Consider the following 15,837-nt stretch of genomic DNA (forward strand, 5'->3'; position numbering starts at 1 on the left):
AGTCCGCCTGGGGCGTGAGGTCGCATCTATCCAGTCTTCACCACTCGCGTGGTGATCGTCATGCCCGCGTCGGCGGCCGATTGTCGGAGCGACTTTGGTGTCAGTGAGCCCTTGCGCAACGCGCGAGGCTCCCGTGCCGTTGAGGGAGGTGTTCGAAGTCTCAACTCACAAGCACAGGAGCCGCGTTGGTTCCGTACTCTGCCGCACTCGACCTGCCTCACGCCCTGGTCGAGTGGGTCACCATGCTCATCGTCACCCGCGAGGGTGACCGCCGCTGCAAGCTCCCACCGCACCAGCGTGCCCTGGTCGGCCTGGTGTACCTGCGCCGGCACGACACCATCGCCCAGCTCGCTGCCGGGTTCGGCATCTCCGTCGGCACCGCCCACGCCTACACGACAGCCGTCGTTGACCTGCTCGCCGACCGGGCTCCCGGCCTGCTGCGTGCTCTGCGCGAGACGGACCCGGACTACGTCCTGCTCGACGGCACCCTTGCCGAGTGCGACCGGGTCGGCGACAGCCGGGCCGACTACTCCCACAAGCACCGCCGACACGGGGTGAACGTGCAGGTGGTGACCGACCCCGCCGGACGGCTGCTGTGGATCTCGCCGACGATGCCCGGCCGCGCGCACGATCTCACTGCGGCCCGCGCCCACCGGATCATCCGGATCTGTGAACGCCAGGGCGTCCCGATCCTCGCCGACCGCGCCTACATGGGAGCTGGCCCATGGGTGACAACACCCCTCAGACGCCCGCCGGGCCGTGACCTCACCCCGACCCAGCAAACCATCAGCCGAGCGCTGGCCACGGCAGGGCACCGGTCGAACGTGGCGTCGCACGACTGAAGTCCTGGCGGATCTTCCGCAAGTCCCGGTGCAGTCCGAATCGAATGTCGTCAATCTCCGCGGCGGTGCTCACTCTGGAGCGGCAACGCTGAAAGACCTCAGTGACTCCCCGTGAGACAGAAGTGCAGTCAAGAGCACTGACGGTACCGATGAGGTTGCTGGTTTCGACAGAGCGAACTTCAGCGAGTGCCGGAGCAACTGCGCGTAAGGGACTCTCGGAACGCCTTTTGTGTCCTGATCATTCCTATGGGGGGATGAGCCCGGACGCCGCAGTGTGCGTCGTCCGGAGTACTGGTGCCGAGGGGTCTACGGTGTGATTGGCTCACCGACACTTCGACGCCTTCGTCTCAACGAAGACCTTGGACGCCTGCCACAGATCGGTCCCCGTAGGCAACTTGGTCATAACGATCTTGAAGTAGTCGAAGCCCGCAATGCTGGGCTCGGTCTTGAGGACCTTGTTGGTCTTGACTTCCCTGCTGTAGAACTTGCTCGAATCCACACAGAAGGTAACTTCGACCGAATTGCCGTTCGGTGCGGACCGGGTGGCGGCCCGGTAGTGGCGTCGCGTGCCCTGTGCCGTCCAGCCGCCGTCCAGCCGGGCGTTGATCTGTGTCCTCGCGTACTTCGTTCCATCGCCTGTCGAGTACGCGACCAGCGAGGCGTCCTTGGTCGTGCGCTTGTTGACGCCTCGGTAGATGGCCCGGATGAAGTTCGCGGCATCATCCATCGCAGCCGCTTCGTTCTTGTCCTTCGGCTTCTCCCAGTCGAAGACCAGGTCCATGTCGCTGGGCAGGGACACGTCCACGCCGTCCGGCTTGTCCTCCGTCGGTGCTCCCGAGGCGGATGCCGATTCCTTCGGCTTTTTCGCCGCCTGGTCGGCGCCGACGATCTTGTCGTTGTCGGCGGACTTGTCGTCTCCGCTGCCGCAGGCCGTCAACAGCAGTGCTGCCGTCGCCACCGACGCGGCAGCAACGGGCAATGAGCGGCGCTTCACAGTGACTCCCCGTGAGAGACAAAAGATCAGTATGCCCACTGACGGTACCGGTGCGGCTTCCGGTCGCCAGTGCGAACTCCGCTTGAACCAGGGCGGTCCGGAGTGTGTGGGGCTGGTCCCGACGTTCACCTTGAGATCTGAGCCGCTCGCCATGCTTGGATCTCTGGCCGGGCTGGTGAATGCCGCTGAAGCTTGGCTCTCACCTGTTGACGGCTTGGATCTCCTGGACGGTTACGTTCTGCTCAGTTCCGAAGGTCCCATTGGGGAGGTCCCCGCCGGCGCCGCCCGTCCCAGTCCAGGACACCTCCCACGTGATGGTCGCTCGCAGTTTGAACGAGCCGTCACCGGAGGAACGCAGGTACCTGATTCCGCAGGGCGGAGTCTGGTCGGCTTTTCCCTTTGCGTACGGTTCACCGATTGAACCGTCGTCGTTGAAGGTGCACTCCCCTGAGGAGGGGTAGACCTCAGCATCCGATGTTCCTGGCTCCAGCTTGAGCGCGATGGGCTTGGCGGTGGTCGTGGCCTGAAGGTTCACACCGCCGACGTCGAGTGAGGCGGTGACTGAGACGTCCTGGAACTTGGCCCTGTCGAGCCAGGCCCAAGTGGGGAGGTTGACCTTGGTGGTGTTCGCAGGGGCGAGGGTTACCTCGGTGTCGGGCACTTTGATTCGGCTGTAGGCGAGATCGGCGAGAATCTTTGGGGTTACGGCGTTCTCCACCGTAGGAGTTTCGCCGTTCTCGACCCAGAATGTCTTCGTGTCGCAAGCAAAGGCTGCCGGGTCTCCCGATTCCTCTCGGCTCTTGTCCCGAACGGCGTCCCACCACATACCCTTGCCCGTTTCGGACTTGTTGAAGTCCTTGTATGGTTCCCCGTTGATGTAGTAGTCCTTGGACAAGGCATATGCCTCTCCCACACCACTAGCGTGCGGGATGTTCCACTCTTTCTGAAATTCTTTGGAAAATTCGGCGGGACTCCACTTCGGCTCGTACCAGCAAGCCGGTGGCGTCCAGTCGCCGACGGGCGTGAACTGTCCGGTTTCCTTCGCTCCAGTGCCACCGGTAGATCCACGGAAGATGATGCGCGACTCGAGAGTCTGACCACTGTCCGTCTCGTTACTCCCCGAGACGTCGAACTGAGATCCGCCGGGATCCTTGGCGAAGGCTGTGCTGGTCGTCAGAAGTGCGCAGGCGATCACGAGCGTGCCTACTGTGGCAGCGGAACCGACCTTGGTCACTGAACGCATCCCTTGCTCCCGCGCACTGACGTCCCGCTGGTCGTCTGCCACACTCCCTGCGAGGTCTTCTCCAGGCGGGTGTTGTACAGCACGTAGGAATCGTCCGAGGCCGGGGACCTGTCGACCGTTCCTGACTTCCGGTCCTTGTTGTATGCCTTGGTCTCATCGGCGCAGAAGGAGACTCCTGCCGACGTGTCGTCGAACAACTCGATCTTGGGGTTGTAGTACCGGGTGGTGCCCGTGTAGGTCAGTCCCGCTTTCACCCACTTCTGAACCCACTTCACGGACGTCGTGAGGGCCTCACCTTGGTAGTAGAAGGTGAGGCCGGGGGTGTCCGTCTTGCCCTTGAGGATGGCGTCGTTGATCGCGGTCTGTGCTCGCGCGGCGTCCGCCAGTACCGCATCCTTCTTGGCGTTGCCCGTCTCCCAGCCCTCGAAGACGTCGTCCACACCGCCGGTCAGCTTGATGTCGGGCCGTTCGGCGGATTCCGACGTGCTGGGGCTCGAAGTCGCCTCCTGGGAGCCGGTGTCGGAGCCCGCGATCTTGTCGTTGTCCTTGGAGCCCGAGTCGCTGCTGCCGCACGCGGTGAGCAGTAGGGCTGTGGACGCAGCGAGCGCGACAGCAACGGGCATAGAGCGGCGCTTCACAGTGAACTCCCCGTGAGACATGAGATCAGTTGAGTGCACTGAAGCTATCGGGGAAGTTGCTGTTTTCACCAGAGCGAACTCGGGTAAGAAATGGGTAATTGGGGCAAATGAGGCCTGCTGATGTGAGGCTGTGCCCTGCTCAGGCGGGAGGCGTTCGAGGACGCAGGTTCACTGTCTCGGACCGCAGCTCCTCCGAGATTTCGTTTTGCTATCGCCTAGCGCGCTGCATGTCAGGCAGCCGCTAGGTAGGCATTTCGACGTGAACGGCACAAGCTCGGCCGTTCCGCCCGCCGATCATGAGCTTGGTAGTGTCGGGCCCCGCCTACCGTGCGGGTGGAGGGCGGCTTCATCGAGGGGTCGGCCTGGAGGTTGCCTCGGGGGACGCCGGCTGGGGCCCTGAGGGCACCTTGAAGGTGACGTTGATTGACTTGGCCGATCCAGAGGCCGATCGTAGCGGCCGGACGGGGCTGTCCATGTCCGAGCAGACGTGACCGTATCGGAGGCCGAGGCCGTGAACCGCGCGCGTGGTGGAGTGCATGTCTGAGGGGTTTCTGCGGACCAGACGAAGTGTTCAAGGCGCTTGGTGGCAGACCGACTTGGCCCGATGGGCGGCGTTCAGCTCCCTGTGTGCCGGCGGTTCGCTGGGACTCTCCTGGCTCAGCCCTGTCGTGCCGTTGTGGAGCCCGGTTCGTGGGGTGGCCCTGCTCCTTGCCTGGATCGTGCTGCCGCTGGCATCGGTTCTCGTGCCACTGCTGATGTTGCGGAGAGTTCCGCGCAGGCAGCGGAAAGTCGCCTGGCAACTCGTCGTTCCCGTCGTCGCGGGGGTGGCGCTGGGCGTATTCGGTAACGACGGCGGTGATCAGGTTGCCCTGGCGGGGCGGGGTGAGTGGGCCGACGTCGTGGTCGTGCGCAAGGACAGTGCCAAGACCAACTACTGTGACCTGCGTGCCGTCGGCGGTCGTGCGATCTCACCCTCGCTCGCGGAAGGCGAAGGGTGCAGAGACTCGGTGGAGGCGGGCGACAAGCTGCGTGTCCGGTACGACCCCGCAGGAGTTGCCAGTCCGACCAGCGATGTGGAGCAGAGTTCCAACGCGGCCTTCCTGGCGGTTCTCTTCGTCCTCGCCGTCGTGATGGGCACCTGGGGAGGTGTGCGGCAGAGCCGGTGGGACAGGGAATACGTCCCTGGGTGAGTGGACGGAGGTGCTCAGAACATCGCTGCCTTCGGCCCATCGATCTGCCGGTACTTCACCGACGTTGCAGCCACTCGTAGCGCCCCGTCAGCATGAGGCGGCGGGGCTTCACCGCCCCTTGCCGTCGTTCTCGATGTTGTCGCCCGTCTCCTGTTTTGCCACCCCTCATGCCGAAGTCCAAGGGTTCCGCGCGGCGTCGGGCGCCGTGAGCAAGAGGGCACTCGCCGCAAGGTGCACGGCAGCAGTGCCGAACCGAGGGTCGAGGAGTGTAAAAAGGCTCACCGGCACTTCTCCGCGCTCGTCTCGACGAACACTTCGGAGGTCTGCCACAGGCTTTCGCTTGTCGGCACCTTGACCATGACGATCTTGTAGTAGCCGAAGTCCTTAAGGCTCGGCCTGGTCTTCAGGACCTTCCCCGTCTTGACTTCCTTGCCGTAGAACTTCCCGGTGTCCGCGCAGAACGCGACCTCAACGGACTTGCCGTTGGGGGCCGAGCGTGTGGTGAAGTCGTAGTGGCGTCGTGTGCCTTCGGCGGTCCAGCCGCCCTTGATCCATTCGTTGATCTGCACCTCGGCGTAGTGGCGCCCTTCGCCGGTGGAGTAGGTGGTGACGGCCGCGTCCTTGGTCGTGCGCTTGGCAACGCCCCGGTAAATGGCGCGGAGGAAGTTCGCGGCATCATCCATCGCCGCCGCTTCGTTCTTGTCCTTCGGCTTGTCCCAGTCGAAAACCAGGTTCATGCCGCTGGGCAGAGACACGTCTACGCCGTCCGGCTTGTTCTCCGCCGGTACCGCCGAGGGATCAGCAGACTCCTTCGTGGACTCCGCCGTCTGGCCGGTGCCTGCGATCTTGTCCTTGTCGCCGGACTTGTCGTCCCCGCTGCCGCAGGCCGTCAACAGCAGTGCTGCCGTCGCCATCGACGCGGCAGCAACGGGCAATGAGCGGCACTTCACAGTTACTCCCCGTGAGACAGAACTCTAGTCAAGAGCGCTGACGGTATCGGTGAGCTTGCTGGTTTCACCAGCGCGAACTTCCCAGGAACGGGCATTGCCGGATGCACAGGTCGTTCCGGTGCGAGCCGGTGTGCGTCAGTACAGTGCTCTCCGCGGCAGCTCGATCTGCCTCAGCTGGACCCAGCGCCCGAGTCGCCCTTCGAAGCGCGCCGCCACCACGAACAACACGAACGGCGCCGGGACTCCGACTGCCACCATCGCCCACGTCGGCAGAAACCAACCCAGTTGGGAGACGCACAGGCAGCATCCCAGCATGGCCGTCGACGCGCGGGCGAAGGACTTCGCGTCGCCGGTCATCGTGCGCCTGCTGTTCGCCGAACCCGTGAGCAGCGCACCGGCACGCATGCCCAGGGCCGCTCCCGCCAGGAGGCACCACAGCGCCCCGCCCGGCAGGGACATGGCCGGGAAGCCGTTGCGGGGGAGGGCGAAGTTGAAGCCGAACGTCAGGCCGCGACGAGGCCGGTCAGCGTGCAGCAGAGGATCGTGACCGCCGCGATGTACTCTCGGAGGCGGGGCGTGGTGGCGTCGGGTTCCTCTCGGAACACAGCTCCCGAGCCGACGGCGAAGAGCGGCGTGCCGATCACCAGCAAGATCGCCGCGCCGAACAGACCTCCGTTCTTGCCGGGAACGCCCTGGGCGGGGAAGAAGCCCTGCACCTGCCAGGCGAGCGCCGCCATCAGCACGACGTACAGCCAGTACCCGGCGATCAGCGTCCAGCCCGCGCTGATCCGCGCCCGGCGTACCAGGGCGTGTGGTGTGTGGAGCAGGCCGGCCACGGGGAGGGCGATCAGGGCCCAGACGAAGATGAAGGCTTCGTCCTCGGCTCGGGTCCTCTCGAACAGTTCCGGGGACGACGACGTCAGCAGGAGGGCCAGGACCAGGGACGCTCCTCCGGTCCCGACCTGCTGGTGCGGACCGTGGAACGCAACACCGGGGTGCGTGTCGACCACTACGCGGAGATCGGCTTCGCCGGGTTCGTGGGGGTGGTGGACGCCGTCGGCGGCGTCGACCTGTGTCTGGGCCGGCCCGTGCGGGACAAGGACTCCGGAGCGAACCTGCCCGCCGGCTGCCAGACCCTCGACGGCGCCGAGGCGCTGGCCTTCGTACGGCAGCGCAAGCAGGAGGCCCAGGGGGACCTGGGCCGCACCCGCAACCAGCAGAGATTCCTCGCCGCCCTCGCCCGCAAGGCGGCCACGCCCTCCACCCTCGCCGACCCGTCCAAGTCCTTTCCGACCCTGCGGGCCGGACTCGACACGCTCATCGTCGACGACGGCACGGAACTGCCCGACCTCATGGCGCTGTTCGAGGCCATGCGCAAGGCGACGGGGCAGCGGGGGCCGGCAGCTCAGCGTGCCCGTGGCCGACCCTGACCTGCGCACCCCTAAGGGCAGCGCGGTGAAGTGGGACGACCGGCGGGCCCGCGCCCTGTTCGACGCCCTGCGCGAGGACCGGCCGCCGGGCGGCTGATCGGCGAAAGGCGGCCGGGCCGCCCGGCTGGGTATGCGTCCCGGCCCCCGGCCCCCGGCTCACTTCGCGAGCTTGCCGTCCTGCGCCTTCACCACCTCCGCGGGAATCCTGGCGTCGCTGGACCGCCTGCTGTCGGCGATGGCGAAGCCGTTCACCGAGAAGTAGACGGCGAGCACGTCACCGTCGCGGACGACCTGGGTGCGCACCGTGTGGGTGATACCCCGGAACGGCGTCGTCGCGCGGAAGGCCACGGCACCGGGCGCCGTCCCCTTCTCGGCGGTGACCGAGTCGTAGACCGTGCTGTTCTTGCCCGCCTTCGCGGTGAACCCGCCGCCGCACCCCGATACGGCCTTCGCCAGCCCGGCCAGCAACGACCCGGCCTCGGCCGCCGGCTCGTAAGAGGCGAGTGTGATGTAAGTGCTCTCCTTGCCGTAGCCCGCCCCGGCACTGCGTGTGAGGGCGGCCTGGGGCTCACCGAGCGGGAGTTGATTCATCGCGAGGGCCAGCGGGGCGCAACCGGGCCTGTCGACCGTGACCTGGTCGGAGGAGGTGGCGAAGGCGTACTCGGCGTCCAACTCGTCCACGTTGTATCCGGGCAGGTCGTCCTTCGTCACGATGGCCTTCGCCAGCCGCTGTTCCGGAGTGATCTGCTTGGCCTTCGGTGTTGTTGTCGTCCTCCCACCGGAGGGCGTGTCCTCGCCGCCCGAGCAGGCGGTCAGTGCGGAGGTCAGGGCCAGGGCGGAGACGACGGCCAGGGCGGCGCGCTTCAAAGGGGGCTCCTCGGTGCTGATTCGAGCGGAGATCATGGTGTGGCGGCCCCGGGGGGGGGGGCTCATGGGGGGGAGCGATGGCAAGGGTGTGACGACACGAGGGCCGGCCGGTCGCCCGGCCGGTCAACGGGCCCTGGCGAGCCCGGCCGACGGGGACATCAGCGAACCGTACCCGGACGCCGCCCACGTGCTCCGTCCGGCCGGGACCTCGAAGTAGGGCACCCTACGGCCCTCCTCGTCCGTGTCGGGGAGCACCTCCGGGGCGCGGCGGTCCCGCAGCGCGTCAGCGCACTGCTGGCACACCGCCACGTCGAGCCGGTCCCGGTGGCCGAGCGGACGCCAGCCGGTGCGGAGGGCCGCGCGGCCGTGCAGGGGGTTGAAGAAGCAGAGGGGAAGGCCGGGCGAGCCGGCCAGGGCGTCGCGGCCCTCCTGCGCCAGGGCCAGGGCGCCCGCCAGGTCCGGCAGGCCCCGGGCCCCGTCGAGGACCGTGCCGGCCGCGGCGTACGCGTCGAGGGCCTGCTGGAGGCCGGGTGTCGTGGCCACGTCGGCGGCCCGGGCCGCCTCGCCCAGCGCCAGCACCTCCGCCTCCGCACGGCGCCGCACCCGCGCCTCGTCGGCCGCGCGGGCCGCCGCGAACACCAGCTGGGGGACGGCCGGGGAGGTCCGCCGGGAACGGAGCAGGGCGACGCGGGCCACGAGAACGGTCAGGGCCAGGGCCGGTACGCCGATGACCGGCCACAGCCACCCGCCCGTGCCGTCCGACGCCCGCTCGGCCCGGTCCCGTGGAGACGCCAGGTCCTTGGTCGCCTCCTCGTAGCGCTGCTCGCCCTTGCCCTCCGCCACCAGGTCCACGGCCTTCGCGGTCAGGGCCGCCAGCCCCGCGTCCCGCGTCTCGTCCAGGAAGCCGGCTGCTGCCACGGCCTTGCGCGTCTGATGGGTGTCGGCGGGCCACTCGTAGCCCCGGAGGGAGTCGGGGAAGTCGCCGTCCGACGTGATGAGGACGAGGTCGCGCCGTTCCGGGAGCCGGTCGCGGACCGTCCCGGCCAGGAGATCGGAGTCGCCGTCGAAGGCGTCGCCCTTGGTGAGCGGGGTGAGCACGACCTTGATGGGCAGGCCCGTGCGGTTGATGCGGTCCGCCAGTTGCCGTTGCCGGGACGGCGGTACGGCATCGGCATAGGCCTCGTCGACGTAGACGGGGGAGGTGCGCAGAGCGTTCGCGATGCGCTGCCCGGTGCTAGGGCCTGTCGTTTGGATCAGGTCGGCCGAGAGTGACAGCGCCTCTCGGCCGACCCGAGCGGGGCGTGGTGCGTGCAGATGCAAGGCGGAGGAGGGCGTCAACGCGGAGCGTTGACAACCGACGACAACGCGGCAGATGTGCGTGCCACGACCCGCGACGCCGGCATGATCCAAACGACAGGCCCTAGGGGTGTCGCCGTCCGCGGCGGTGGCGGTGCCGGTGGCGGTCAGGGCCGCCAGCAGCAGTGCCGCGAGGGCGGTGAACACGCGCTTCACCTCAGTGGACACCTGCGGTCTCCCTCACCTTGTCGACGAGCCGGGCGATTCCGTGGGGTACGGCGGTCAGCGGGCCGTCGGTCGCCTCGTAATAGGGGAGGCGGGTGCTGCCGAGGGAGGGGCCGGGCAGCTTCAGCAACCGGGCCGGGATACCGCCCGGTTCGGCGACGGCCGTGTCGCGGCAGGGCTCGCAGACGGGAAGCAGGCGGCGGGCGTTGCCCTCGGCCGAGACGCGGACGTGGCGGCGGTGGGCTGCGGGGCCGTGCAGCGGGTTGACCCCGCAGCACAGGTCCGCTGCCTCACCGGTGAGGGCGGCCCGGCCCGCCCGGGCGAGCACGATGACGGCGACCAGGGTCGCGGGGTCCGTCCCTGCTTGCCGCGCGCGGTCGGGGTCGCCGTCGACCAGGAGCATCGCGGCGTCCAGGTGGTCCCAGGCGCGGCCGCTTTCCTCATGGCCGGTGAACTCGCCGCGAAGGGCGCTGAGTTCGGCGTACGCGGTGCGTCGGAGGTAGGAGGTCGACGGTTCGGCCGGGGAGGTGAGGGGCAGGCGGTCGGAGGGCTCGGGCGCGGGGGAGGACCGCCGCAGCAGACGCCGGACGATCCACGTCGCCCCGGCCACGGCACCCGACAGCAGCAGGGCCAGGACGGCTCCCACGAACAGGCCGGGCCAGAAGTCGGTGGAGAACAGGGGCGGGAGGGAGTCCTCGGCCTCGGCGTTCGGGGCGGCGGGCGGGGCGGGCTCGGACTGCGGCCGGTCGGTGCGCGGGGCCTTGTCGAGGAAGGTCATCAGCGTGTCGAGACGCTCGCCGAGGCGGTGGTCGTCGGCCTCGTCCGTGCTGCTGTCACCCAACGAGACAGAGTCCGGCAGGTCGAAGGACAGGCGGCTGGAGTCCAGGCGCAGTCCGTAGTTGTAAACGTCGATCGTGCCGTCGTCCGGGTCGGCGACGATGTACACCCCGTCCTCGCCCACCTTGGCGTGCACGGCCGCCGTGAACAGCCAGCTGTCACCGGCCGATTCGCTCTCCGGCGTCTGGGGTACGACGGAGACGTACACCGGGCCGCCGCCCTCGGAGCGTCGGAAGTCCCGAATCCGCTCGTGCAGCCGGTCCAGTTGCCGGGTGTCGAGGACGCGCGGGCTCTCCGGATCGGGGTAGACCGGGTCTTGCTTCAGCCCGGCCGCGACCCGCTCCACCCGGGCCGACAGGTCCGCGGGGCTGGGGGGTTCCGCCGCGCTCGACCTGGTCTGGTCGAAGACGACGGGGGTGGTGAGGGCGATCGCGGCGGCGGTAAGGACGGCCGCGGCGGGCACGATCCACCGGGGGACGCGCCGCCCGGCCCCGGAACGCCGACGGCGACGCCGCACGTACCCGGCCGTGAGCACGATCGACAGCGGGACGCCGGTGAGCAGGATGCCCGTGAGGAACGACTGGTTGCGGCGGTCGGACGGGCCGATGTACATCTCGGCGGGCTGGTCGTCCCGGTACTTCTCGCGTGCCGCCTCCGCCCTCGCCGTGGCCTTCGGGCCGCCCTGGGCGATGACGTCGGCGAAACGCTCGAAGCTCCGCAACGGTCCCGCGTCGGACGGGAGTTCGTAGAGGGCGACGGTCACGGCAGCCTCGGCGGGGGCCTGCACCCCGTAGGCCGTGGCCTGCGTGACATCCGTCCCCTCGATCAGCACGTACAGCCCGTCGCGCCCGAGCCGGTCGTGCACCGCGCCGAGCAGCTGCTTGCCGTCCGTCCCACCCCACATGGGCAGGACCAGGACGTAGGTCGGGACGCCGGTCTTCTTCGCCAGCCTGGCGAAATCGGGGGCGCTGGACCGCAGGACCTCCCGGGGGAGTTGGTCGGTGACGTAGACCGGATTCTCGCGGAGGCGGTCAGCGAGGTAGGCGGCCTGGGTGGGGGCGTCCACGGCGTCCACGGCGTCCACGGCATCCACGGCGTCCACGGCATCCACGGTGTTCACGGCGCGTGCCGGGGCGGCGGGGGCGGCGGGGGTGGCGGTTGCGAAGAGAGCTGTCAGCGAACAGAGCGCGAGGAGCAGCCGGAGCACGCGTGCGCGGCCCGTGCTCCGCGCCCATGTCCGTGCTGTGCAGGCGTTGTTCGTCCTGACTGCTCTCACCGGTGAGCCCCCGCGCGTCCGATCGCTGTCCGCGCCGCACTCTACTCGGGGCTTCGCGAGTGCTACAGGTCGCCCGGTTGCGGCTTGGCCGGTTCGCCGGAGGGGCCCATCAGGATGCCGTGGGTCTCGTGGAGGTCCTCGCCCGCCTTCGACGGGACACGGGCCTCGGCCAGGACGACGCCGCTCGGGAGGCGCCGGAAGGTGGGGGGCCGGGCGTCGGCCGGGAGGTCGGCGAGGAAACGGGTGACGCGGTCGCGCTGGCCGGGGGTGAGGTCGCTCTCCCCGATGGTGTCGGCGGTCCCTGCCAGGAGCTCCGCCAGGCGCTCGGCGCTGTCGGGGTTGCCGGTGAACAGGCGGATCCAGGAGCCGTCGGCGAAGGTCAGCCTGACATCCGCCTCGACCTCGCTGAAGCGCATCCGCCGGGCGCCCGCGACGGCGTCCCGCGGGTACTCCGCCAGGACGTCGGCCTTGGCGATCGTGCCCGTGCGAGTGCCCAGGAAGAGCAGGCGGCGGCTGGTCAGCACCAGGTCGGTGGTGTAGCCCTCGGGGCGGCGGTCCGGGTCGAGTTGCCAGGGGACGGTGCGGGCGAGGGCGCCGGGGGCCGCCCACATGACGGGGAAGTCGTCGACCTCGTTCTCCCGTTCCTCGGGTTTGCCGGTGGTGGGCACGCTGCCGAAGGGGCTGCCCGCGGCGCCACCGATGTTGGCGACGAGGTTGGCGATGAGAGGGATCCCGAAGGCCAGCGCCCGGCCGGTGCGGCGCGCGGCCCGGTCGCCCGTGCCGCGCGGGGTGTGGACCGGGCCGGGGGGCCAGTGCGGGAGTTCGCCCTGGATGTCGCCGCGCTGCGGGTCGCGGAACCAGCGGCATCCGGCGACCGGGGCCGCCAGACCGGCGGCGAACCGGGCCGACGTCCGGAGCAGCAGATCCTCGTCCGCGCTGGGGTACCAGTCCATCAGTGCGCCACTTCTCTCCGCGGGAATTCCACCGACCCGATGATGTCCGCCAGGGCGTGCGAGAACTCCTCCCACTGCGCCACCGACGCGGTGTCGAGCGTGAGCACGGCGGTGTAAGGGGCCGTGGGGAACGGAATGTGCACCTGGATCTGCCCCATGACCAGGTCCTCGTCCCTGCCGGACGTCGTGTACGCGCCGTCCACGACGAGCTTCCGGAAGGTGATCCCGCAGACGGCCGGGCCGCACGGCAGGTCGAGCCAGGACACCTCACGCAACGGATCACCCAGCAGCGCGGCCCTCGTGCCCTCGGCGACGACGTCGGGGTCCGCGTCCCCGCGCTCGTGGACGGCGATGGTGAGGGCGCAGTGGGCGATACCGCCGCCGTCCTCGATCTCGTAGAGCCCGATCCCGAAGAACGCGACCCCGTCGGCCAGCAGTTCGTCGGCCATGGCGCTGTAGAGGGAGCCTATGGCGTTCCACAGCGGCTCCTCGCCCTGTGGAAAGAGGTCCCGGACCAGGCGCCGTGCCGCGTCGGCGCGTTCCTCCGGGTCGAGGGAGACCTCGATGGCGTGGATGCCGGTGGGAAGGCGGAACGCCAAGGGCGGCAGGGTGGCGTCGGCCACGGTCAGGGCGGTCATGCGTGGGCCCCGAAGTCGTGCGTGGCGATGGTGTGCAGCTTCAGGGCGTTGAGGCCGCCCTTGATCGAGGCGTCGAGTGCGCGTCCCGCCCGGCTCATCGGGGCTATGGCCTCCTCGCCCTTGATGAACGGCAGCTTCGAGGCGATGGTGTTGATGCCCTGGGTGCCGAGGACCTGCCCCTTGCGGACGTTCTGCAGCCCGCTCTCGACGGCCAGTGTCAGACGGCTGCCGCCCTCGCCCAGCTTCACCACGGGCGCGGCCTTCAACGGCCCGAAGAGCACGAACGACCTGCCGACGCTGGTGACTCCGCGGTAGCCCTCGCCGAGCTCCGCGGCCCGCGCGGTCGCGCTGACCCCCTTGGCCAGCTCGGCACTGCCCGTCAGACCCTTCACCCCCGGCAGGATGCCCAGGGCGTCGAAGCCGATCTCGGTCCAGGAGACGTCCGCGCCGGCGGCCTTGGCGACGGCGTGGCTGAGAAGGGCCGCGCCGCTGGTGATCATCGCGCCGGCGGCGAAGATCGCGCCGAGGGGTTCGAAGGGGGCGGTGATGATGGCGAGCATGCCGAGGACGCCGCTGGCCAGGCTCAGCACGTCGCCGATGGTCTTGATGAGGTCGGCGTGGTCCTTGAACCACTCCCCGGTGGCGTCCCACGCGTCGGTGATGCCGTGCCCCAGCTTGTCCCAGAAACCGGGCTCGTCGGGGGCGATGCCGGCGGCCTTGTCGAGGTCCCGGCCGACGAGACCGGCGGCGTGCCGGTACCGCTCCTCCAGGCCGTGCACCTTCTGGATGACCCCGTTCACGTCACCGGACGCCTGCCCGTAAGCCTCGGTCCCCTCCTGGGCGTCCGCCTGCGCGTCGAGTTTCTCCCCGGCCTCCTTCTCCAGCCGGTCGGCCTCGTCCTGAAAGCCGTCGAGCTGGCCGGCCCAGCGGTGCAGGGCGCGGGAGGCCTTGTCGAAGGACTCGTAGCTCTTCCTGATCAGAGGCGTGACGTCGGTGGCGATGTGCTCACTGAACGCGACGGCGGTCTTGCCCTTCCAGGCGCCGCACTCGATGCGCTCCAGTTCCCTCACGGCGGTGCCGAGTTCACTCGCCAGGCCGCCGATCCGCTTGGCCAGCTCACGGGTCTGCTCGACGTCGCCGGGGGTGGGGTCCCAGCCTATGTGGGGGAAGGAGGGACGTCCCATGGGCGTTTCAGCGCCCCTTCCCGGCGGTCTTGGAAGCCTTGGGGGCCTTGGACGTCTTGGACGCCTTCATCGACTCGGCGAGCTCCAGGTCCAGCTTGTCGAAGGTCTCGCCGATCTTGTTGATCATCTTGACGGCGTTCTGGGTGTGCTTGCCGAGCTGTTTGATGCCGTAGGCCCAGTCGTCGGCGAAGTCGTGCACGTCGTCGACGAGCCGGGGGGCTCCGACGACCGACCCGTCGGTACCGCGCAACGTCCGCCGGGCGCCGTCCATACGGTCGGAGATCGTCGAGAAGGTTCGCTTCAGGTCCTCGAAGACGGTGTCCTCGAGCCGCAGATCACTCACGTCGCGTTCCCGGCGGTCCGGTGGTGGGGCGTTCGCGATCTTAGGCAGCGGTTCACGGCGCGTGACCGCTGCTGGTGGAAGGATGGGCGTTGCTTGAGGGGGAGATGGGGGAGGGTTTGCCGGAGCTTGGGGGTGGGGCGCGGCGGTGAGGCGGAGGGAGTGCGGGCCGATATGTGGCGTGGCCTGATCGAGGAGTCCGGAGCAGTGCCGTCGCGCCCTCCGGCGGACCCTGCCGTCCTCCACCGGGTCGAGCAGTCCCTCGGTCACCTCCTGCCGCCCGACCTGAGCGCCCTGCTCCTGGAGACGGACGGCATCGAGGGCCCGTACGGCGAGGCCGTCGTCTGGCCCGCTGAACAGATTCTGGAGAACAACCGGACCCTCCGGAACGACCCCGAGATCCGCTCGCTCTACCGACCGTTCGACTCTCTGCTGTTCATCGGCGACAACGGCGGGGGAGACCAGTTCGCGCTCGTGCAGGCCTCCGTACAGGCCGGGGTCCATGTCTGGGACCACGAGACGGACGAACGCGGTCTCGTGGCAGCGGACCTCGCCGGCTATGTGCGCAGGGCGCTGGAGAGCGGGGGAGAGGACTGGTATCGGTAGCTTCAGCCCGGCTTCGCGTTCTGCGTCTCACCAGAAGCGTCACCCTCACGAAGGCAAGACCATGCGGTGCACCGCCCCCGGCTTCGTGAGTGAATCGTGCAGGCCTGATGGCCGACAGGTGACGAACCAGCCCGTGGACGAAACCTGTTGGGGCTCGTGGCGATTCGCTCGCGCACAGGTGCTGACGTCATGTGGGGCTGGTTCCGGCCGGGTTGAGCGGGCGGGGCGTTGCAGATGGATAACAGGCCGCACCCTGCGGCCCGTGGGGCCGGACGCGTCTTGAGGGGCTTATGTGCGGCTGATACGGTGCGATGGCTTGACACTCACC

At 68.9% G+C, this 15,837-nt stretch carries 16 protein-coding genes and 1 pseudogene; 4 read left to right on the forward strand and 13 right to left on the reverse strand.

Annotation, left to right across the window (positions count from 1 at the left end; genetic code table 11):
* The first annotated feature begins 185 nt into the window (after positions 1-185).
* A pseudogene (locus tag ACFY5B_RS17765) lies at positions 186-934 on the forward strand (transposase family protein).
* A 230-nt stretch (positions 935-1,164) separates the two neighbouring features.
* Here ACFY5B_RS17765 and ACFY5B_RS17770 read toward each other — a convergent pair.
* From ACFY5B_RS17770 to ACFY5B_RS17780, 3 genes are all read right to left on the reverse strand, one after another.
* Positions 1,165-1,836 carry a hypothetical protein gene (locus ACFY5B_RS17770; RefSeq protein ID WP_389969940.1) on the reverse strand — a complete coding sequence of 224 codons (672 nt, stop codon included), beginning with the start codon at positions 1,834-1,836 and terminating at the stop codon, positions 1,165-1,167.
* A 199-nt stretch (positions 1,837-2,035) separates the two neighbouring features.
* Positions 2,036-3,070 (reverse strand): hypothetical protein, encoded by a 1,035-nt coding sequence (locus ACFY5B_RS17775; protein WP_389969942.1) that lies wholly within the window; start codon positions 3,068-3,070, stop codon positions 2,036-2,038.
* On the reverse strand, positions 3,067-3,702 hold the full coding sequence (locus ACFY5B_RS17780) for a hypothetical protein (RefSeq protein WP_389969943.1): 636 nt from the start codon (positions 3,700-3,702) through the stop codon (positions 3,067-3,069). The genes ACFY5B_RS17775 and ACFY5B_RS17780 overlap by 4 nt, the downstream gene beginning before the upstream one ends.
* A 710-nt stretch (positions 3,703-4,412) precedes the next feature.
* Between ACFY5B_RS17780 and ACFY5B_RS17785 the strand changes: the two genes are divergently transcribed.
* Positions 4,413-4,907: a hypothetical protein gene (locus ACFY5B_RS17785; protein WP_389969945.1), complete on the forward strand. Its 495-nt coding sequence runs from the start codon at positions 4,413-4,415 to the stop codon at positions 4,905-4,907.
* 278 nt (positions 4,908-5,185) lie between these two features.
* On the opposite strand, the gene ACFY5B_RS17790 is transcribed toward ACFY5B_RS17785, so the two are convergent.
* The 3 genes from ACFY5B_RS17790 to ACFY5B_RS17800 all read right to left on the reverse strand — a co-directional run bounded on the left by ACFY5B_RS17790 (position 5,186) and on the right by ACFY5B_RS17800 (position 6,867).
* On the reverse strand, positions 5,186-5,857 hold the full coding sequence (locus ACFY5B_RS17790) for a hypothetical protein (RefSeq protein WP_389969947.1): 672 nt from the start codon (positions 5,855-5,857) through the stop codon (positions 5,186-5,188).
* A 135-nt stretch (positions 5,858-5,992) separates the two neighbouring features.
* Entirely contained in the window at positions 5,993-6,316 is a 324-nt protein-coding gene (locus ACFY5B_RS17795; RefSeq protein WP_389969948.1) for a hypothetical protein, read from the reverse strand.
* 44 nt (positions 6,317-6,360) lie between these two features.
* Positions 6,361-6,867, reverse strand: a complete 507-nt coding sequence (locus ACFY5B_RS17800) for a hypothetical protein (RefSeq protein WP_389969950.1) — start codon at positions 6,865-6,867, stop codon at positions 6,361-6,363.
* On the opposite strand from ACFY5B_RS17800, the gene ACFY5B_RS17805 reads away from it, so the two are divergent.
* Positions 6,835-7,287, forward strand: a complete 453-nt coding sequence (locus ACFY5B_RS17805; protein ID WP_389969952.1) for an LCP family protein — start codon at positions 6,835-6,837, stop codon at positions 7,285-7,287. The two genes, ACFY5B_RS17800 and ACFY5B_RS17805, sit on opposite strands and share 33 nt — an antisense overlap.
* A gap of 156 nt (positions 7,288-7,443) precedes the next feature.
* Here ACFY5B_RS17805 and ACFY5B_RS17810 read toward each other — a convergent pair whose 3' ends face one another.
* The 7 genes from ACFY5B_RS17810 to ACFY5B_RS17840 all read right to left on the reverse strand — a co-directional run bounded on the left by ACFY5B_RS17810 (position 7,444) and on the right by ACFY5B_RS17840 (position 14,906).
* A complete protein-coding gene (locus tag ACFY5B_RS17810) occupies positions 7,444-8,154 on the reverse strand; it encodes a hypothetical protein (protein ID WP_389969954.1) in 711 nt (236 codons plus the stop codon).
* Between the two features lie 123 nt (positions 8,155-8,277).
* Positions 8,278-9,429, reverse strand: coding sequence for a hypothetical protein (locus ACFY5B_RS17815; protein WP_389970813.1), 1,152 nt, complete (start codon positions 9,427-9,429; stop codon positions 8,278-8,280).
* A gap of 238 nt (positions 9,430-9,667) precedes the next feature.
* Positions 9,668-11,614 carry a hypothetical protein gene (locus ACFY5B_RS17820; RefSeq protein WP_389969956.1) on the reverse strand — a complete coding sequence of 649 codons (1,947 nt, stop codon included), beginning with the start codon at positions 11,612-11,614 and terminating at the stop codon, positions 9,668-9,670.
* Positions 11,615-11,850: 236 nt separating this feature from the next.
* The gene (locus tag ACFY5B_RS17825; protein ID WP_389969958.1) at positions 11,851-12,741 is read right to left on the reverse strand and encodes a hypothetical protein; all 891 of its coding nucleotides are present in this window, start codon (positions 12,739-12,741) and stop codon (positions 11,851-11,853) included.
* Positions 12,741-13,379 (reverse strand): hypothetical protein, encoded by a 639-nt coding sequence (locus tag ACFY5B_RS17830; protein WP_389969960.1) that lies wholly within the window; start codon positions 13,377-13,379, stop codon positions 12,741-12,743. The genes ACFY5B_RS17825 and ACFY5B_RS17830 overlap by 1 nt, the downstream gene beginning before the upstream one ends.
* On the reverse strand, positions 13,376-14,563 hold the full coding sequence (locus tag ACFY5B_RS17835) for an enoyl-CoA hydratase/isomerase family protein (RefSeq protein WP_389969962.1): 1,188 nt from the start codon (positions 14,561-14,563) through the stop codon (positions 13,376-13,378). The genes ACFY5B_RS17830 and ACFY5B_RS17835 overlap by 4 nt, the downstream gene beginning before the upstream one ends.
* Positions 14,564-14,570: 7 nt before the next feature.
* Positions 14,571-14,906, reverse strand: a complete 336-nt coding sequence (locus tag ACFY5B_RS17840; RefSeq protein WP_389969964.1) for a hypothetical protein — start codon at positions 14,904-14,906, stop codon at positions 14,571-14,573.
* Positions 14,907-15,110: 204 nt separating this feature from the next.
* On the opposite strand from ACFY5B_RS17840, the gene ACFY5B_RS17845 reads away from it, so the two are divergent.
* Positions 15,111-15,509 carry an SMI1/KNR4 family protein gene (locus ACFY5B_RS17845; protein WP_389969966.1) on the forward strand — a complete coding sequence of 133 codons (399 nt, stop codon included), beginning with the start codon at positions 15,111-15,113 and terminating at the stop codon, positions 15,507-15,509.
* Positions 15,510-15,837: the final 328 nt, after the last annotated feature.

This window comes from Streptomyces sp. NPDC013187, from assembly GCF_042899705.1.
GTDB lineage: Bacteria > Actinomycetota > Actinomycetes > Streptomycetales > Streptomycetaceae > Streptomyces > Streptomyces hawaiiensis_A.